Raw genomic sequence first — 16136 nt, forward strand, 5'->3', positions numbered from 1 at the left:
ACCCCGATCCCGCGCTCCCGGCCCCCGGGTACCGCCTCTCCAGGGGGCGCCGGGTGGAGCCCGCGCCCGGCGGGCGGCGGGGCGGTCCGCGTACGCTGGAGACTCAGGCGTCCCAGGTGCCGGCCGGCACCTGGGACGCCTTGATCATGGGAGGTGAGGTCGTGGCCAACATCGTCAACCTGGACCGGGTTTCCAAGGGCTACGGCGCCGCCGGGCCGCTGCTCACCGACGTGTCGCTCGGCCTGGACGACGCCGACCGGATCGGCGTGGTCGGCCTCAACGGCGCCGGCAAGTCCACCCTGCTGCGGTTGCTCACCCGCATCGAGGAACCGGACGACGGGCGGGTCACCCACCGCCGCGACCTGCGGGTCGCCTGGCTGCCGCAGAGCCTCCAGCTCGCCCCCGAGGCCACCGTCCGGGACGTGGTGCTCGGCACCGCCTGGCTCGGCGAGAGCATGGGCGCCGAGCACGAGTGGGCCGGCGACGCCGGCGTGCGGGCCATCCTCGACGGCCTCGGCATGCCCCACCTCGGCCTCGACCAGCCCGTCGGTCCGATGTCCGGCGGCGAGCGGCGGCGGGTCGCGCTGGCCGCGCTGCTGGTCCGCGAGTCCGACCTGCTCATCCTCGACGAGCCCACCAACCACCTCGACGTCGGCGGCGTCGACTGGCTGGCGAAGTACCTCGTCGGCCGCAAGGGCGCGCTCGTCGTGGTCACCCACGACCGGTGGTTCCTCGACGCCGTCTGCACCACCACCTGGGAGGTCGCCGACCAGACCGTCCGGGCGTACGAGGGCGGCTTCGCCGCCTGGACCCTCGCCCGCGCCGAGCGGGACCGGGTCGCCGCGGCCACCGAGGCCCGCCGGCAGAACCTGCTCCGCAAGGAGATCGCCTGGCTGCGGCGCGGCCCGCCCGCCCGCACCTCCAAGCCGCAGTTCCGCATCGACGCCGCCAACGCCCTCATCGCCGACGTCCCGCCGGCGCGCGACACCATGTCGCTGCAACGGCTCGCCACCGCCCGGCTCGGCAAGCAGGTGTACGACCTGGCGCAGGTCACCCTGCACGCCGGCCCGAAGGAGATCCTGCGCGACACCACCTGGCAGGTCGGCCCCGGCGACCGGATCGCCATCCTCGGCCGCAACGGGGCCGGCAAGACCACCCTGCTGCGGATGCTGGCCGGCATCACCCGCCCCGACGGCGGGCGCTTCGCCACCGGCTCGACCGTCCGGCCGGCCTTCCTCTCCCAGGAGCTGGCCGAACTGCCCGGCCACCTGCGGGTGCTCGAAGCGGTGGAGGAGGTCGCCCGGCGGGTGCAACTCGGCGACCGGGAGGTCTCCGCCGCCCAACTCGCCGAGGTCTTCGGCTTCGACGACCGGCGGCTCTGGACGCCCGTCAGCGACCTCTCCGGCGGCGAGCGTCGCCGGTTGCAGATGCTCCGCCTGCTGGCGGGGGAGCCGAACGTGCTGCTGTTCGACGAGCCCACCAACGACCTGGACACCGACACCCTCGCCGCGCTGGAGGACCTGCTCGACTCCTGGCCCGGCACCGTCATCGTGGCCAGCCACGACCGGTACCTCATCGAGCGGGTCACCGAGGTCGCGTACGGGATGTTCGGCGACGGGCGGCTGGTGCACCTGCCCGGGGGCGTCGACGAGTACCTCGCCCGGGCCGCCGGCCAGCCCGGCCCCGCGATGCCGGAGACGGCCCCCGGGGGCGGCGCCGACACCCCCGCCGCGACCGGCATGTCCGCCGCCGAGGCGCGGCAGGCCCGCAAGGAACTGGCCCGGCTGGAACGGCAGGTCGGCAAGCTGGAGCAGAAGGAGGCGACGCTGCTCGACCAGCTCGCCACGCACGCCACCGACTACGCGAAGGTCGCCGAGCTCGACGCCCAGCTCAAGGAGCTGCGGGCCGAGCGGGAGCGGACCGAGGAGTCCTGGCTGGCCCTGGCCGAGGAGATCCCGGCGACCTGAGTCGCCCCCCTGGTCGCGGCGCCGCACACCGGAGGCCCCCGTGTGCGGCGTCACACCTCGGGGTGCGGGACAATCGTCGGCGACCCCTCACCCGAACGGCGTTGGAGACTCAGACATGGCCCACACCCCCGTCAACCACCCCGCGCGGCCGGTCTACCGGGCGATCGGCGGGCTGACCGGTCTGTACCTGGTGGCCTTCGGCGTGCTCGGCATCATCGCGAGCGCCGGCAACGAGGCCCTCGCCCAGGATGACACCCAGGTCCTCGGTCAGGGCACGAACCTCGGTTTCTCGCTGCTCAGCGTCCTGCTGGGGGCCGTGGTGCTGGCCGGCACCGCGATCGGCCGCAACATCGACGTCATGATCAACCAGTGGCTGGCGTACGCCATCATGGTGATCAGCCTCGCCGGTCTCGCCTTCATCCAGACCGAGGCCAACATCTTCAACTTCAGCATCTTCACCGTCATCGCGCTGATGGTGGTCAGCCTGGTCCTGCTGATGGTCGGCATGTACGGCAAGGTCGGCACGGACGAGGAGCAGGAGGCCTGGCAGAAGGCCCGGCTCGTGCTCTGAGTGGTTGTGGGGGTTTCGCCGGAGCCCGACCCGCTCCGGGCGGTCAGGCTTGATCCCTGCGCGGGTCGGGCTCCGGCGAAACCCTGTCGTGGTCCCGCTCCCGTCCGGCCGTTGCTGCCCGGTGGGGTGGGGATCTTCGTGGTTGCGCCTGTCGTCGGTTGCCACGCCCGTCCTGGTCTCCTACGCCGTCCATCCTTTGCGCGGTTTGGCGGACGGGTGACCTCCTCCTTTGGGACAATCGGGGCGAATGTCCTGACTGGTGGAGGGGTCATGCCGCACTTTCCCGTGAACCATCCGGCGCGGCCGGTCTACCGGGTCCTCGCCGGCCTGGTGGGGCTCTACATCCTGGTCTTCGGGGTCTGGGGCGTCGCCCTGACGGCCGGCGACCCGCTCTTCGACCGGGGCGACAACTGGGCCCTCGGGCTCCGCACCAACCTGGCCTTCTCGCTGGCCTCCGTCGCATTCGGGATCGTGCTCATCGTCGGCGCGTCCCGGCGCGGCAACCTCGGCCACTACATGAACCTGACCGCCGGGGTCGTCTTCCTGGTCACCAGCGTCCTCATGATGTCCGTGCTCCAGACCGAGGCCAACTTCCTCAACTTCTCGATGTCCACGGTCATCGTGTCGATGCTCTTCGGCCTGCTCCTGCTCGGCACCGGCCTGTACGACAAGGTCGGCACCGACGAGCACGCCGAGGAGGAACGGCGGCTGCGGCACCACCCGGTCTCCGAGGCCCACGGCCGCTGACCGACGTCGGGGTCAGCGACCCCGCACCGTGATCAGGCCCGGCTTGGCCTCCAGGTGCGACAGCCCGCTCCAGGCCAGGTTGACCAGGTGCGCCGCCACCGTCTCCTTGCGCGGCTTGCGCACCTCCAGCCACCAGCGGCCGGTCAGCGCCACCATCCCCACCAGCGCCTGCGAGTAGAGCTCGGCCAGCTTCGGGTCGTAGCCCCGGCTGGAGAACTCGGCGCCCAGGATGTGCTCCACCTGGTGCGCGACGTCGTTCATGACGCTGCTGAAGTTGCCCGCCGCCGACAGCACCGGCGACTCCCGCACCAGCACCCGGAAGCCGCTGGTCTCCTCCTCGATGTACGTCAACAGGGCCAGCGCCGCCTGCTCCAGCAACTCGCGGGGGTGCCCGGCGGTCAGGGCCGTGGTGATCCGGTCCAGCAGGGCGCGTACCTCCCGGTCCACCACCACCGCGTAGAGCCCCTCCTTGCCGCCGAAGTGCTCGTAGACCACCGGCTTGGAGACCTTCGCGCGGGCCGCCACCTCCTCGATGGAGGTGGCGTCGAAGCCGCGCTCGGCGAAGATCTGCCGGGCGGTCGAGATCAGCTGCTCCCGGCGCTGGGCCGCCGACATGCGTACGCGTGAGGGGGGTTTGGGGGCCGCGGCGGGAATCGCCCGCCGCCGGCCGGTCGTGCCGTCGTTGCCAGGGACATCCGCCATGTTCTCGTCATTCCGCCGGCGCTCGGTCACCCGGCCATCCTGCCAGGCGACCTCCGCGCCCATCGACCGCTCTACCGGCCGGTGGCCGGTGCGACGAGCTTGGCCGCGATGCGTTCGGGCTTCGGCCAGCGCACGTCCCACGCCGCGCCGACCCTCTCGAACAGCCAGATCACCCGGGCCGAGATGTCCACCTGGCCGCGCAGTACGCCGTGCCGGGCGCTGGTCGGGTCGGCGTGGTGCAGGTTGTGCCAGCTCTCGCCGAACGACACGATCGCCAGCGGCCAGAAGTTCGACGCGCGGTCGCCCTGGCGCATCGCGAACGGCCGCTCCCCGTAGACGTGACAGACGGAGTTGATGGACCAGGTCACGTGGTGCAGGAGCGCGATGCGCACCAGGCCGGCCCAGAAGAGCGCGGACAGCGCTCCCCGCCAGGACCAGGTGAGCAGGCCGCCCATCAGCGCGGGACCGAGCACCGAGACCACCACCAGCAGCGGGAACAGCCGGTCCACCCTGGTGATGTCCCGGTCGGCGAGCAGGTCCGGGGCGAACCGCTTCCGGTTGGACAGCTCCCGGCCGAAGAGCCAGCCGACGTGCGCGTGGAACAGGCCCTTCGTCAGGCCGCGGAGGCTCTCCCCGAACCGCCACGGCGAGTGCGGGTCGCCCTCCAGGTCGGAGAAGGCGTGGTGGCGCCTGTGGTCGGCCACCCACTGGATGATCTCGCCCTGCACGGCCAGCGAGCCGGACACCGCCAGCGCGATCCGCAGCCAGCGCTTCGCCTTGAACGACCCGTGTGTGAAGTACCGGTGGTAGCCGACCGTGATGCCCAGCCCGGAGAGCACGTACCAGAACCCGGCGACGGCCACGTCGGTCCAGCTCAGCCAGCCACCCCAGGCGACCGGTACGGCGGCGACGAGGGCCAGGAAGGGGATCACCACGAACGCCCATAGGGCGATGAGAATGCCTCGGGACTGGGTGCCCTGGGTGAGGGGCTTCGGTCCGGCGGCGGGGTCGAGGGACGTAGCGGACATGGGCACCTCGCAGAGGGACGGAGTGATCACGAAGTTACGCCTACGTCACCGTAACTTAGGCGCTGGCGAGGCGCATGGGACAGCGTCAGGCATGAATATCTGACCCTGTCGTACGTCTGTTCTAAAGTGCTGCTCATGAACGATCCGATACCTGATCAACCACACCCGCCGTCGGTTCGGAAATACCGTGGACCGACCCCGCATCTGCATGAGGAGGCGCTTCGCCTGCGGCGCCGAGGCTGCACCGTCCCGGAGATCGCGAAACGGGTCGGTGTGGCCCGCTCCACCGCCTATCAGTGGGTGCGGCACCTGCCGATAGATCGCGACTCCGAGGAGGTTCGGGCGCGCCGACGAGCGCACTCGAAGGCGATGACGGACGCCCAGTGGGGTGAATATCGTGCTGCCCGCGACGCAGCACGGGCGGAGACGGTCGCGAAGGTCGCCGCCTGGGTCAAGCGCCTGCGATATCGGGAGCTGGTCCTGGTGGGAGCGGCAATCTACTGGTGCGAGGGGGGCAAGGCGAAACCCTGGCGTCCGAACGACTGTCGGCTCAAGTTCATCAACAGCGATCCGACGCTGGTGCTGTTGTTCCTCCGGTTCGTCGAGGCGCTCGGAGTTGCCCGGACCACGCTTCGGTTCCGGGTCAGCATCCACGAGAGCGCGGACGAGGCGGAGGCGGTGCGATGGTGGGCCGGTCTGGTCGGGGTGCCGGCGGCGGAGTTTCAGCGTTCGTCACTGAAGCGGCACCGGCCGGCGACGAAACGGCAGAACGTCGGGGCGGACTATCGGGGCTGCCTCACGGTTTACGTCCCGCGATCGAGCCGCCTCTACTGGAAGGTCGAGGGGATCATGAAGGGAATGGGCGATGGCGTCACGGGCGAGGGGCGCTAAGGTGTAGGGGGCTGGCAAGCTGTTCCTTTGCCCGTTTTAGACCGTCCCGGGTCGTCTAATGGCAGGACGTCAGGTTTTGGTCCTGATTGTAGGGGTTCGAGTCCTCTCCCGGGAGCTTCCGTTCGTCGCGGACGATGTCTGGTTAGCATGGCCGCGAGACTGTTCGCCGTCCCGACGGGAGCCCGTGTCGTGTCCCAGCCCCACCTCCGCACCGTTGTCGTGCTCGCCGCCGGTGAGGGCAAGCGGATGAAGTCGGCGCTGCCCAAGGTGCTGCACCCGCTGCTCGGCCGTACTCTCGTCGGCCACGTGCTCGCCGCCGCCGCTCCGCTGGCCGCGGACCGCACGGTGGTCGTGGTGGGGCACGGCGCAGACCAGGTCCGCGCGCACCTCGCGGAGATCGCCCCCGAGGCCACCCCGGTGCTCCAGGCCGAGCAGCTCGGCACCGGGCACGCCGTCCGGATCGCGCTGGACGCCGCGCCGGACGCCACCGGCACCGTGGTCGTGATCAACGGTGACGTGCCGCTGCTCCGCCCGGAAACGGTGGCCGCGCTGGTGGCGGCGCACGAGGAGGCACGCGCTGCGGCGACCGTGCTCGCCGCCGAGGTGCCCGACCCGACCGGCCTGGGCCGGATCGTGCGCGACACCGACGGGCGGCTGGAGCAGATCGTCGAGGAGCGCGACGCGACCCCCGCGCAGCGGGCGATCCGGGAGATCAACGCCGGCATCTACGCGTTCGACGCCGCCCGGCTGCGCGACGCGCTGGGCAAGCTGTCGACCGACAACGACCAGGGCGAGGAGTACCTGACCGACGTCTTCGCCCTGCTGGGCTCGGCCGGCGAGCCGGTGGCGGTGCACGTGGCGGCGGACCACGTGGAGACGCTGGGCTGCAACGACCGGGTCGAGCTGGCCGCCCTGCGCCGGCTGCTGCGCGACCGGGTCAACGAGGCGTGGATGCGTACCGGGGTCAGCCTGCTCGACCCGGACACCACCTGGATCGACGTGACGGTCGCTCTCGACCGGGACGCGGTGGTCGACCAGAACACCCAGCTGCGCGGCGGCACGGTGGTCGGCACGGGCGCGGTGGTCGGGCCGGACGTGACGCTGATCGACACCGTCGTCGGCCCGGGCGCCACGGTGCTGCGCAGCCACGCGGTGGGCGCGGAGGTCGGTGCGGGCGCCAGCGTCGGGCCGTACGCGTACCTGCGGCCGGACGCCCGGCTCGCCGAGAAGGCCAAGGTCGGCACGTTCGTCGAGGTGAAGAACTCGGAGGTGGGTGCGGGCGCGAAGGTGCCGCACCTGTCGTACGTGGGGGACGCGACGATCGGCGCGAAGGCCAACATCGGCGCGGCGACGATCTTCGTGAACTACGACGGGGTGAACAAGCACCGCACCACGGTCGGCGAGGGCGCGTTCGTCGGCTGCGACACCAGCCTCATCGCGCCCGTCGAGGTGGGCGCCGGGGCGTACGTGGCGGCGGGCAGCGCGATCGCGCAGGACGTGCCGGCGGGCGCGCTCGGGGTGACCCGGGCGCCGCAGCGCAACATCGACGGCTGGGTGGCCCGCAAGCGGGCGGGCACGGTCTCCGCCGAGGCGGCCGCGCGGGCCCAGGCAGCGGATGAGGGTGCGTCGGCGCCGGGATCCGGGGCAAGTGAAGGTGAGGCAATCCACGGGGATGCCGAGCCGGTCAGGTCGGCCCCGGGCGCGGGGGATACTGCAACCGAATAGTCCCCGGCCCACCACCACCGCCGGGTACCACCGACCAACGGGAGCAGACGGGCCCATGGGCAGCATCGTCGCCGAAAACCGCAAGAGCCTGATGCTTTTTTCCGGACGTGGCTTTCCGGAGTTGGCCAAGGAGATCGGTGAGGTGCTCGGCGTCGCGCCGACGCCGGCCGACGCGTACGAGTTCGCCAACGGCGAGATCTTCGTACGGTTCAAGGACTCGGTACGCGGTTCGGACGCCTTCGTGGTGCAGTCCGTCACGCACGGGGTCAACACGTGGGTCATGGAGACCCTCATCATGATCGACGCGCTGAAGCGCGGTTCGGCCAAGCGCATCACCGTGGTGCTGCCCTTCTACCCGTACGCCCGGCAGGACAAGAAGCACCGCGGCCGGGAGCCGATCTCGGCCCGGCTGGTGGCGGACCTGCTGAAGACGGCCGGGGCGAACCGGATCCTCACCGTCGACCTGCACACCGCGCAGATCCAGGGCTTCTTCGACGGCCCCGTCGACCACCTCTTCGCGATGGACATCCTCGCCGAGTACGTCCAGCACAAGTACGCCGGCCGCCCGATGACGGTGGTCGCGCCGGACTCGGGCCGGGTACGGGTGGCCGAGCGGTGGACCGACCGGCTGGGCGGCTGCCCGCTGGCGTTCATCCACAAGACCCGGGACCCGCTGAAGCCGAACCAGGTGGTGGCGAACCGGGTGGTCGGCGAGGTCGAGGGCCGGGTCTGCCTGATCGTCGACGACATGATCGACACGGGCGGCACGATCTGCGGGGCGGCGGACATCCTCCGGGAGTCCGGCGCGGCCGACGTGATCGTGGCCTCGACGCACGCGCTGCTCTCCGACCCGGCGACCGAGCGGCTGAAGAACGCCCCGATCAGCGAGGTCCTGGTCACCAACACGCTGCCGCTGCCGCCGGAGAAGCAGCTCGACAAGATCACCGTGCTGTCGATCGCGCCGCTGCTGGCGCGGGCGATCCGCGAGGTCTTCGACGACGGCTCCGTGACGACCCTCTTCGGCGGCCTGAGCTGACCGTCTGACGCCGGGCCGGGCGGGTACCGCCGCCCCGGTCCGGCGTCGACCGCCGTGGCGGCGACGCTGCATCGACCGGTCACGGGCGGAAAGGCCGGTCGGCGGCGGGCCGGCCCGGCGGCCGGGCGGTCGCCCTACGGCGGCGTCGCGCGGCTCCCGGCGGCGGGTGCCGCCGGGGCAGGCCGAAATCGCCCTGCGGGCCTGCGGGAACGGTGATAAGGGGACTGCCGGAACGCGCGGAATCACCTCGGGTAGACTGGTGCGGTTGCCACGGCGAGGGTGCCCGGCGGGCCGCTGAGAAGCGCCGCACGGAGGCACCGTCATCGACGCGGTGCTCCGGGCAGTCGTTCTCGACGCATGAGCCCCAGCGAGCCCCTCGCCCCAGCACCGCCAGACGACAAGCCGCCGCAGCGAAAGCATCAGGAGTTCTCCCGTGTCCGAGGTAAAGATCAGCGCCGAGCCCCGCACCGAGTTCGGCAAGGGTGGTGCCCGTCGTACCCGCCGGGCCGGCAAGGTGCCCGCCGTGCTGTACGGCCACGGCGAGAAGCCCAAGCACATCGCGCTGCCGTCGCGTGAGTTCGCCGCCGCGATCCGCAAGGGCGGCGCCAACCAGCTCTTCGCGATCGAGGTCAGCGACGGCACCCAGGTGCTGGCGCTGCCGAAGGCGATCCAGCGCGACCCGATCAAGGACACCTTCGAGCACGTGGACCTGCTGCTGGTCCGCCGGGGCGAGAAGGTCACCGTCGAGGTCCCGGTGCAGCTGACCGGCGAGGCCGCGCGGGACACCCTGATCGTGCACGACCACGACACCCTGTCGGTCACCGCCGACGCCACCAAGGTGCCGGACCACCTGGAGGCCTCGATCGAGGGCCTGGAGGCCGGCACCCAGGTCACCGCCGGCGACGTGGAGCTGCCGGCCGGCGTCGAGCTGGCCGCCGACTCGGAGCAGACCGTCGCTTCGGTGACCGCCGCGCCGACCGCCGAGCAGCTCGAGGCCACCCTCCCCGAGGTCGAGGAGGCCGCCGAGGAGGCCGAGGCCGGCGTCGGCGAGGAGACCGCCGAGGCTCCGGCCGCGGAGGGCGAGGAGACCGCCGAGGCGAAGACCGAGGCCTGATCGGTTCGCATCGTTGCGACAGGCGTCCCCGCGCGGTCGGGGGCGCCTGTCGGCGTATCGGTGTCCGGGCGGTCGGGTGACGGCGAGCAGCGGGAGGGACGGGGCGTGACGGACGAGACGGGGCCGTGGCTGGTGGTCGGCCTGGGCAACCCGGGTCGGGAGTACGCCGGCAACCGGCACAACGTCGGCTTCATGGTGGCCGACCTGCTGGCGGGCCGGCTCGGCGCGAGGTTCGGCCGGCACAAGCGGGCGGTGGCGGAGGTCGCCGAGGGGCGGCTCGGGCTCGGCGGGCCGAAGCTGGTGCTGGTCAAGCCGCTGACGTACATGAACCTCTCCGGCGGGCCGGTGACCGGGCTGGCCCAGTTCCACAAGGTGCCGCCGGGCCGGGTGGTCGCGGTGCACGACGAGTTGGACATCGGGTACGGGCAGGTGCGGGTGAAGTGCGGCGGTGGCGAGGGCGGGCACAACGGCCTGCGCTCGATGTCGAAGTCGCTGGGCACGAAGGAGTACGTCCGGGTGCGGTTCGGCGTCGGCCGGCCTCCGGGGCGGCAGGACCCGGCGGACTACGTACTGTCGGATTTCGGCGCGGCGGAGCGCAAGGAGCTGGAGTTCCTGGTGGACCGGGCCGCGGATGTGGTGGAGTCGGTGATCACCAGGGGCGTGGAGCCGACGCAGAACCTCTACCACGGGGTGTGAGGGCCGGGTCGGGCGCCGGGGGCCGGTAGTCTTCGCCTTTCGGCGCGACGCGACCGTCGGGGCGGCTCGTCGGCGGCGGCGTGCCGGGTGCGGAGCACGGCGAGGCGACGGGAGCAGGAGTCATGGGCAGTCCTCCGATGATCGACGGCGCTTTCGCCCGGTGGCTGGCGGCCCGGGCCGGTCAGGCGCTGCTCGGCCTGCGGTCCGAGATGGGTTTCGCCGACGCGGGGGCGTTGAAGTCGGCGGGCGACAAGGTCTCGCACGACCTGATCCGCACAGAGCTGGCGAAGTGGCGGCCGGGTGACGCGGTCCTCTCCGAGGAGGACGAGGGTTCGCGGCTGGCCTGGGCGGCGGAGGTGAACGCCGAGGCGGTCTCCCGGCTGGCGGCGGACCGGGTGTGGATCATCGATCCGCTGGACGGCACCCGGGAGTTCGCCGAGGAGGGCCGTTCGGACTGGGCGGTGCACGTGGCGCTCTGGGCGCGTGACGCGCCGACGCCGCACGGGCTGGTGGCGGGCGCGGTCGGGCTGCCGGCGCAGCAACGGGTGCTGGGCACCGACTATCCGCCGGCGTACCCGCAGCTGACCCCGGAGGCGGCCGCGGCGCCCGGCGGGCGGACGATCCGCCTGGCGGCGAGCCGGAGCCGGCCGCCGGTGTTCCTGACCGACCTGGCGGAGGACGTCGGGGCGCACCTGGTGCCGATGGGCTCGGCCGGGGCGAAGATCGCCGCGGTGGTCACCGGTGAGGTGGACGCCTACATCCACGCGGGCGGCCAGTACGAGTGGGACTCGGCCGCGCCGGTCGCTGTGGCGACGGCCACCGGGCTGCACGCTTCCCGGATCGACGGTTCTGCGCTGAGATACAACGAGGCGGATCCGCGCCTGCCGGACCTGCTGGTCTGCCGCGAGGATCTCGCCAGTCGGTTGCTTGCAGCGTTGCAGCGTCATTCCGGGTAGCCTGAGCGGCACTTCTTGGCATGCCCGACCGGAAAGGTCTGGAATATCGATGAGCGGATTCGAGCGAAGCGAGCCCGTGTCATGACCGCCCCCGCCGCCTACCAGGTGTCGCACCTCGACGCGCTGGAGGCCGAGAGCATCTTCGTGATGCGCGAGGTGGTCGCCGAGATGGAGCGGCCCGTGCTGCTCTTCTCGGGCGGCAAGGACTCGATCGTGATGCTCCGGCTGGCCCAGAAGGCGTTCGCCCCGGCCAACATCCCGTTCCCGGTCATGCACGTGGACACCGGGCACAACTTCCCCGAGGTCCTGGAATACCGGGACCAGCGGGTCGCCGAGCTGGGGCTGCAACTGGTGGTGGCGAGCGTGCCGGAGGCGCTGGCCAGCGGGCTGGTGCGGGAGTCGGGCGACGGGATGCGCAACCGGATCCAGACGCCGGTGCTGCTGGACGCGGTGGAGAAGCACCGGTTCGACGCGCTCTTCGGCGGCGCCCGCCGCGACGAGGAGAAGGCCCGCGCCAAGGAGCGGGTGTTCAGCTTCCGCGACGAGTTCGGCCAGTGGGACCCGAAGAACCAGCGCCCGGAGCTGTGGTCGCTCTACAACGGCCGCCACCACCCGGGCGAGTCGATCCGGGTCTTCCCGCTGTCCAACTGGACCGAGCTGGACGTCTGGCACTACATCGCGCGCGAGCGCATCGCCCTGCCGTCGATCTACTACGCCCACGAGCGCGAGGTGGTCGAGCGCGACGGGATGCTCTACGCGGTCAACGAGTTCTTCCGCCCCCGGGCGGGCGAGGACCGGTTCAAGGCGCGGGTGCGCTACCGGACGGTGGGCGACGCGTCCTGCACGGCGGCGGTCCGTTCCGACGCCGACACGGTCGAGAAGGTCATCGAGGAGGTCGCCGCCACCCGGATCACCGAGCGCGGCGCCACCCGGGGCGACGACCGGGTCAGCGAGGCCGCCATGGAGGACCGCAAGCGGGAGGGCTACTTCTGATGACCACCGAGACCGTCGCGCCCGCGGCCACCGAGACGCCCGGCAGGCCGATGGACCTGCTGCGCTTCGCCACCGCCGGCAGCGTCGACGACGGCAAGTCGACGCTGATCGGCCGGCTGCTTTACGACACGAAGTCGCTCTTCACCGACCAGCTCGCCGCCGTCGAGGCGGTCAGCGCGGCCCGGGGCGACGAGTACACGAACCTGGCGCTGCTCACCGACGGCCTGCGGGCCGAGCGCGAGCAGGGCATCACCATCGACGTGGCGTACCGCTACTTCGCCACCCCCCGGCGGAAGTTCATCATCGCGGACACCCCGGGGCACATCCAGTACACGCGCAACATGGTCACCGGGGCGTCGACGGCCGACCTGGCGCTGATCCTGGTGGACGCCCGCAAGGGCCTGGTCGAGCAGTCCCGCCGGCACGCGTTCCTCTGCTCGCTGCTGCGCGTGCCGCACCTGGTCCTCTGCGTCAACAAGATGGACCTGGTCGACTTCTCGCAGGAGGTCTTCGAGCGGATCGCGGACGAGTTCACCGCGTTCGCCGCGAAGCTCGACGTGCCCGACCTGACGGTGGTGCCGATCTCGGCGCTGCGCGGCGACAACATCGTCGCCCGGTCGGAGAACATGCCCTGGTACGAGGGCCCGTCGCTGCTGCACCACCTGGAGCGGGTGCACATCGCGAGCGACCGCAACCTGGTCGACGTCCGGTTCCCGGTGCAGTACGTGATCCGCCCGCAGTCGACCACCGTGACCGACTACCGGGGCTACGCCGGCCAGGTCGCCTCCGGCGTGCTCAAGCCGGGCGACGAGGTGATGGTGCTGCCGTCCGGGTTCACCAGCCGGATCGCCGCCGTGGAGACCGCCGACGGGCCGGTCGCGGAGGCGTTCCCGCCGATGTCGGTGACCGTACGCCTGGAAGACGAGATCGACATCTCCCGGGGCGACATGATCTGCCGTCCCAACAACGCCCCGGCGGTGTCCCAGGACATCGAGGCGATGGTGTGCTGGATGGACGAGACCCGTCCGCTCCAGGTCGGCGGCAGGTACGCGATCAAGCACACCACCCGCTCCGCGCGGGCGATCGTGCGCGGGCTGCACTACCGGCTGGACGTCAACTCGTTGCACCGCGACGAGTCCGCCGACGGGCTCGGGCTCAACGAGATCGGCCGGGTGCGGTTGCGGACCACCGTGCCGCTGCTCGCGGACGAGTACCGCCGCAACCGGACCACCGGCGGCTTCGTGATCATCGACGAGGCCACCAACCGCACCGTCGGCGCGGGGATGATCGTCGAGGCGCAGTGAGTCCCGCCGACGGGCGGGTGCCGACACCCGCCCGTCGCCTGCCGGGCTGACCGCGCCCGGCGCAGGGCCCCGGGCCGGCAGCCGCCGCTGCCCGCCGGGCGGCCGGCGGGGCGCCGCGTCGGTGCTCAGTCCAGCCGGGTCGCCCCGGGGCCGGGCAGGACGGTGACGTGGCCGGGCGCGGCGAAGCCCCGCTCGGCGTACGCGGCCGTGACGGCGGCGGCGACCGCGTCGGCCCGTTCCGCGTCGACGAGGGCGAGGACGCAGCCGCCGAAGCCGCCGCCGGTCATCCGGGCACCGAGCGCCCCGGCGCCCAGGGCCGCCTCGACGGCCGTGTCGATCTCCGGGACGGTGATCTCGAAGTCGTCGCGCATCGAGGCGTGCGAGGCGGTCAGCAGCGGGCCGATCTCGCGTACCCGCCCGGCGCGCAGCAGCGCGACCGTGTCGAGCACCCGCTGGTTCTCGGTGACGACGTGCCGTACCCGGCGGCGGGTCTCGTCCTCGTCGAGCCGGGCCAGGGCGTCGGCCAGTCCGTCGGCCGGGACGTCCCGCAGCGCCGCGACGCCGAGCAGCCCGGCGGCCCGCTCGCAGGAGCCGCGGCGGGCGGCGTACTCGCCGTCGGCGTGCCGGTGCGGGGCCCGGCTGTCGACGACCAGCACGGCGAGGCCGGCGGCGTCCAGGTCGAAGGGGACCTGCTCGACGGACTCGTCCCGGCAGTCGAGGAAGAGCGCGTGCCCGGCGCGGCACCGGATCACCGCCGACTGGTCCATGATCCCGGTCGGCGCGCCCACGTAGTCGTTCTCCGCCCGCTGGGCCAGCCGGGGCCGTCGCTCGGCGGGCAGGTCCAGCCCGCCCAGGTCGACCAGGGCGGCCAGCACGGCGGCCTCCAGCGCGGCCGAGGAGGACAGCCCGGCGCCCAGCGGCACGTCGGAGGCGATGGCCAGGCGCGCGCCGGGTGCCGCGTGCCCCGCCTCCCGCAGCGCCCAGACGACCCCGGCCACGTACGCGCCCCAGCCGTCGACCCGGCCGGGCCCGGCCAGCTCGTCGGCGCCGAAGGCGACCGTCTCGCCGGTGAGCTCGGAGCAGACCGTCCAGGTGTCGCCGGGCTGCGGGGCGGCTGCCACCACCGTGCGCAGCGGCAGGGCGAAGGGGAGCACGAAGCCGTCGTTGTAGTCGGTGTGCTCGCCGATGAGGTTCGCCCGCCCGGGAGCCGCCCAGCGGCCGGCGGGCGGCTCGCCGTACGCCGAGCGGAAGCCGGCGGTGGCGCGGGCCGCGACGTCGTCGGTCACCGCGGCCCCGCGACGTGCGTGCGGTAGAAGGCCCAGGCGTCGGCGACGATGTCGGGCAGGGTCGGCTTCTGCGGCACCCAGCCCAGCTCCTCGCGGGCCAGCGCGGACGACGCGACCAGCTCGGCGGGGTCGCCCTCGCGGCGCGGCGCCACCTCGACCGGCACGGGGTGGCCGGTGACCTCGCGGACCACGTCGACCACCTGCCGGTTGGTGAAGCCGTTGCCGTTGCCCAGGTTGTAGATCCGGTGCTGGCCGGCGGTGGCGGCGCCGAGCGCCAGCAGGTGGGCGCGGGCCAGGTCGGCGACGTGGATGTAGTCGCGCACGCAGGTGCCGTCGACGGTCGGGTAGTCGTCGCCGAAGAGCTGGAGCTTCTCCCGCCGGCCGGCGGCCACCTCCAGCGCGATCGGGATCAGGTGGGTCTCGGGGTCGTGCCGCTCGCCGAGCGCGACGTCGCCGTCGAGGTAGGCGCCGGCCACGTTGAAGTAGCGCAGCGAGACGGCGGCCAGGCCGTGCCCGATCGCCTCGGAGGTGAGGGCCATGTCGACGGCGAGCTTGGTGGCGCCGTACGTGTTGGTGGGGGCCTTGACCGCGGTCTCCGGGATCGGCAGCTCAGTGGGGTTGCCGTAGACGGCGGCGGTGGAGGAGAAGACCAGGCGGGGTACGCCGGCGGCCCGGACGGCGTCGATCAGGGCGATCGAGCCGACCGTGTTGGCGTGCCAGTAGAGCTCGGGCCTGGTCATCGACTCGCCGGCGGCGATCAGCGCGGCGAAGTGCAGCACCCCGTCGAAGCCCGCGCCCGGGGTGAGCACCCGCGCGGCGTCGTGGACGGACGCGTCGACGTACGTCGCGTCGGCGGCGAGCGCCTCCCGGTGACCGGTGCGCAGGTTGTCGAGCACCACCACCTCGTGGCCGGCGTCGAGCAGCATCCGGGTCACCACGCTGCCGATGAAGCCGGCGCCGCCGGTGACGAGCAGTTTCACGTCGGTCTCCTCCTAGCCTGGCCGCCCGGTAGCGGCCCATGTCGTGATCACCCTACGGCCGGTCGTCCGGTGGCCGCCCTCCGTCAGCGACCTTGCCATTCCACCATGATTCCCCAACTTCGAACAGAGCCGAACACGGA

Annotated in this window: 15 protein-coding genes and 1 tRNA gene; 12 read left to right on the forward strand and 4 right to left on the reverse strand. The window is 72.4% G+C overall.

Annotated features, from left to right (window positions below):
• Positions 1-161: 161 nt before the first annotated feature.
• The 3 genes from OG989_RS10960 (at position 162) to OG989_RS10970 (ending at position 3285) form a co-directional block, all read left to right on the forward strand.
• Complete coding sequence (locus tag OG989_RS10960; RefSeq protein ID WP_151453467.1) at positions 162-1967, forward strand: ABC-F family ATP-binding cassette domain-containing protein; 1806 nt, start codon at positions 162-164, stop codon at positions 1965-1967.
• A gap of 115 nt (positions 1968-2082) precedes the next feature.
• Positions 2083-2538: a DUF4383 domain-containing protein gene (locus tag OG989_RS10965; RefSeq protein ID WP_151453466.1), complete on the forward strand. Its 456-nt coding sequence runs from the start codon at positions 2083-2085 to the stop codon at positions 2536-2538.
• Positions 2539-2808: 270 nt separating this feature from the next.
• Positions 2809-3285 (forward strand): DUF4383 domain-containing protein, encoded by a 477-nt coding sequence (locus OG989_RS10970; RefSeq protein ID WP_151453465.1) that lies wholly within the window; start codon positions 2809-2811, stop codon positions 3283-3285.
• 12 nt (positions 3286-3297) lie between these two features.
• On the opposite strand, the gene OG989_RS10975 is transcribed toward OG989_RS10970, so the two are convergent.
• Positions 3298-3987, reverse strand: a complete 690-nt coding sequence (locus tag OG989_RS10975) for a TetR/AcrR family transcriptional regulator (RefSeq protein WP_151453464.1) — start codon at positions 3985-3987, stop codon at positions 3298-3300.
• A gap of 71 nt (positions 3988-4058) precedes the next feature.
• Positions 4059-5015 carry an acyl-CoA desaturase gene (locus tag OG989_RS10980; RefSeq protein ID WP_327030440.1) on the reverse strand — a complete coding sequence of 319 codons (957 nt, stop codon included), beginning with the start codon at positions 5013-5015 and terminating at the stop codon, positions 4059-4061.
• 135 nt (positions 5016-5150) lie between these two features.
• Between OG989_RS10980 and OG989_RS10985 the strand changes: the two genes are divergently transcribed.
• The 9 genes from OG989_RS10985 to OG989_RS11025 all read left to right on the forward strand — a co-directional run bounded on the left by OG989_RS10985 (position 5151) and on the right by OG989_RS11025 (position 13730).
• The gene (locus tag OG989_RS10985; protein ID WP_225852029.1) at positions 5151-5906 is read left to right on the forward strand and encodes a helix-turn-helix domain-containing protein; all 756 of its coding nucleotides are present in this window, start codon (positions 5151-5153) and stop codon (positions 5904-5906) included.
• A 44-nt stretch (positions 5907-5950) separates the two neighbouring features.
• Positions 5951-6021 (forward strand) — tRNA-Gln (locus OG989_RS10990).
• A gap of 32 nt (positions 6022-6053) precedes the next feature.
• Positions 6054-7631 (forward strand): bifunctional UDP-N-acetylglucosamine diphosphorylase/glucosamine-1-phosphate N-acetyltransferase GlmU, encoded by a 1578-nt coding sequence (glmU, locus tag OG989_RS10995; protein ID WP_151453462.1) that lies wholly within the window; start codon positions 6054-6056, stop codon positions 7629-7631.
• Between the two features lie 55 nt (positions 7632-7686).
• Positions 7687-8667 (forward strand): ribose-phosphate diphosphokinase, encoded by a 981-nt coding sequence (locus tag OG989_RS11000; protein ID WP_151453461.1) that lies wholly within the window; start codon positions 7687-7689, stop codon positions 8665-8667.
• A 433-nt stretch (positions 8668-9100) separates the two neighbouring features.
• Positions 9101-9781, forward strand: a complete 681-nt coding sequence (locus tag OG989_RS11005) for a 50S ribosomal protein L25/general stress protein Ctc (RefSeq protein ID WP_327030441.1) — start codon at positions 9101-9103, stop codon at positions 9779-9781.
• A gap of 105 nt (positions 9782-9886) precedes the next feature.
• A complete protein-coding gene (gene pth, locus OG989_RS11010; RefSeq protein WP_151453459.1) occupies positions 9887-10477 on the forward strand; it encodes an aminoacyl-tRNA hydrolase in 591 nt (196 codons plus the stop codon).
• 122 nt (positions 10478-10599) lie between these two features.
• The gene (locus OG989_RS11015) at positions 10600-11433 is read left to right on the forward strand and encodes an inositol monophosphatase family protein (protein WP_151453458.1); all 834 of its coding nucleotides are present in this window, start codon (positions 10600-10602) and stop codon (positions 11431-11433) included.
• Between the two features lie 81 nt (positions 11434-11514).
• Positions 11515-12426 carry a sulfate adenylyltransferase subunit CysD gene (gene cysD / locus OG989_RS11020; protein ID WP_311413708.1) on the forward strand — a complete coding sequence of 304 codons (912 nt, stop codon included), beginning with the start codon at positions 11515-11517 and terminating at the stop codon, positions 12424-12426.
• Positions 12426-13730, forward strand: a complete 1305-nt coding sequence (locus tag OG989_RS11025; protein ID WP_151453456.1) for a sulfate adenylyltransferase subunit 1 — start codon at positions 12426-12428, stop codon at positions 13728-13730. Before cysD ends, OG989_RS11025 begins: the two co-directional genes overlap by 1 nt.
• A gap of 125 nt (positions 13731-13855) precedes the next feature.
• Here OG989_RS11025 and galK read toward each other — a convergent pair whose 3' ends face one another.
• Both galK and galE read right to left on the reverse strand, forming a co-directional pair.
• Positions 13856-15016: a galactokinase gene (galK, locus tag OG989_RS11030; RefSeq protein ID WP_327030442.1), complete on the reverse strand. Its 1161-nt coding sequence runs from the start codon at positions 15014-15016 to the stop codon at positions 13856-13858.
• A complete protein-coding gene (gene galE, locus OG989_RS11035; RefSeq protein ID WP_151453454.1) occupies positions 15013-15996 on the reverse strand; it encodes a UDP-glucose 4-epimerase GalE in 984 nt (327 codons plus the stop codon). Before galE ends, galK begins: the two co-directional genes overlap by 4 nt.
• Positions 15997-16136 lie beyond the last annotated feature (140 nt).

The organism is Micromonospora sp. NBC_01740 (genome assembly GCF_035920365.1).
Taxonomy (GTDB): Bacteria; Actinomycetota; Actinomycetes; order Mycobacteriales; family Micromonosporaceae; genus Micromonospora; species Micromonospora reichwaldensis.

Coding starts and splice junctions, on each gene's coding strand:
- OG989_RS10965 (WP_151453466.1), top strand. CDS start 2,083: ATGGCCCACACCCCCGTCAACCACCCCGCGCGGCCGGTCTACCGGGCG.
- OG989_RS10970 (WP_151453465.1), top strand. CDS start 2,809: ATGCCGCACTTTCCCGTGAACCATCCGGCGCGGCCGGTCTACCGGGTC.
- OG989_RS10975 (WP_151453464.1), bottom strand. CDS start 3,987: ATGGCGGATGTCCCTGGCAACGACGGCACGACCGGCCGGCGGCGGGCG.
- OG989_RS10980 (WP_327030440.1), bottom strand. CDS start 5,015: ATGTCCGCTACGTCCCTCGACCCCGCCGCCGGACCGAAGCCCCTCACC.
- OG989_RS10985 (WP_225852029.1), top strand. CDS start 5,151: ATGAACGATCCGATACCTGATCAACCACACCCGCCGTCGGTTCGGAAA.
- glmU (WP_151453462.1), top strand. CDS start 6,054: ATGGCCGCGAGACTGTTCGCCGTCCCGACGGGAGCCCGTGTCGTGTCC.
- OG989_RS11000 (WP_151453461.1), top strand. CDS start 7,687: ATGGGCAGCATCGTCGCCGAAAACCGCAAGAGCCTGATGCTTTTTTCC.
- OG989_RS11015 (WP_151453458.1), top strand. CDS start 10,600: ATGGGCAGTCCTCCGATGATCGACGGCGCTTTCGCCCGGTGGCTGGCG.
- cysD (WP_311413708.1), top strand. CDS start 11,515: ATGACCGCCCCCGCCGCCTACCAGGTGTCGCACCTCGACGCGCTGGAG.
- OG989_RS11025 (WP_151453456.1), top strand. CDS start 12,426: ATGACCACCGAGACCGTCGCGCCCGCGGCCACCGAGACGCCCGGCAGG.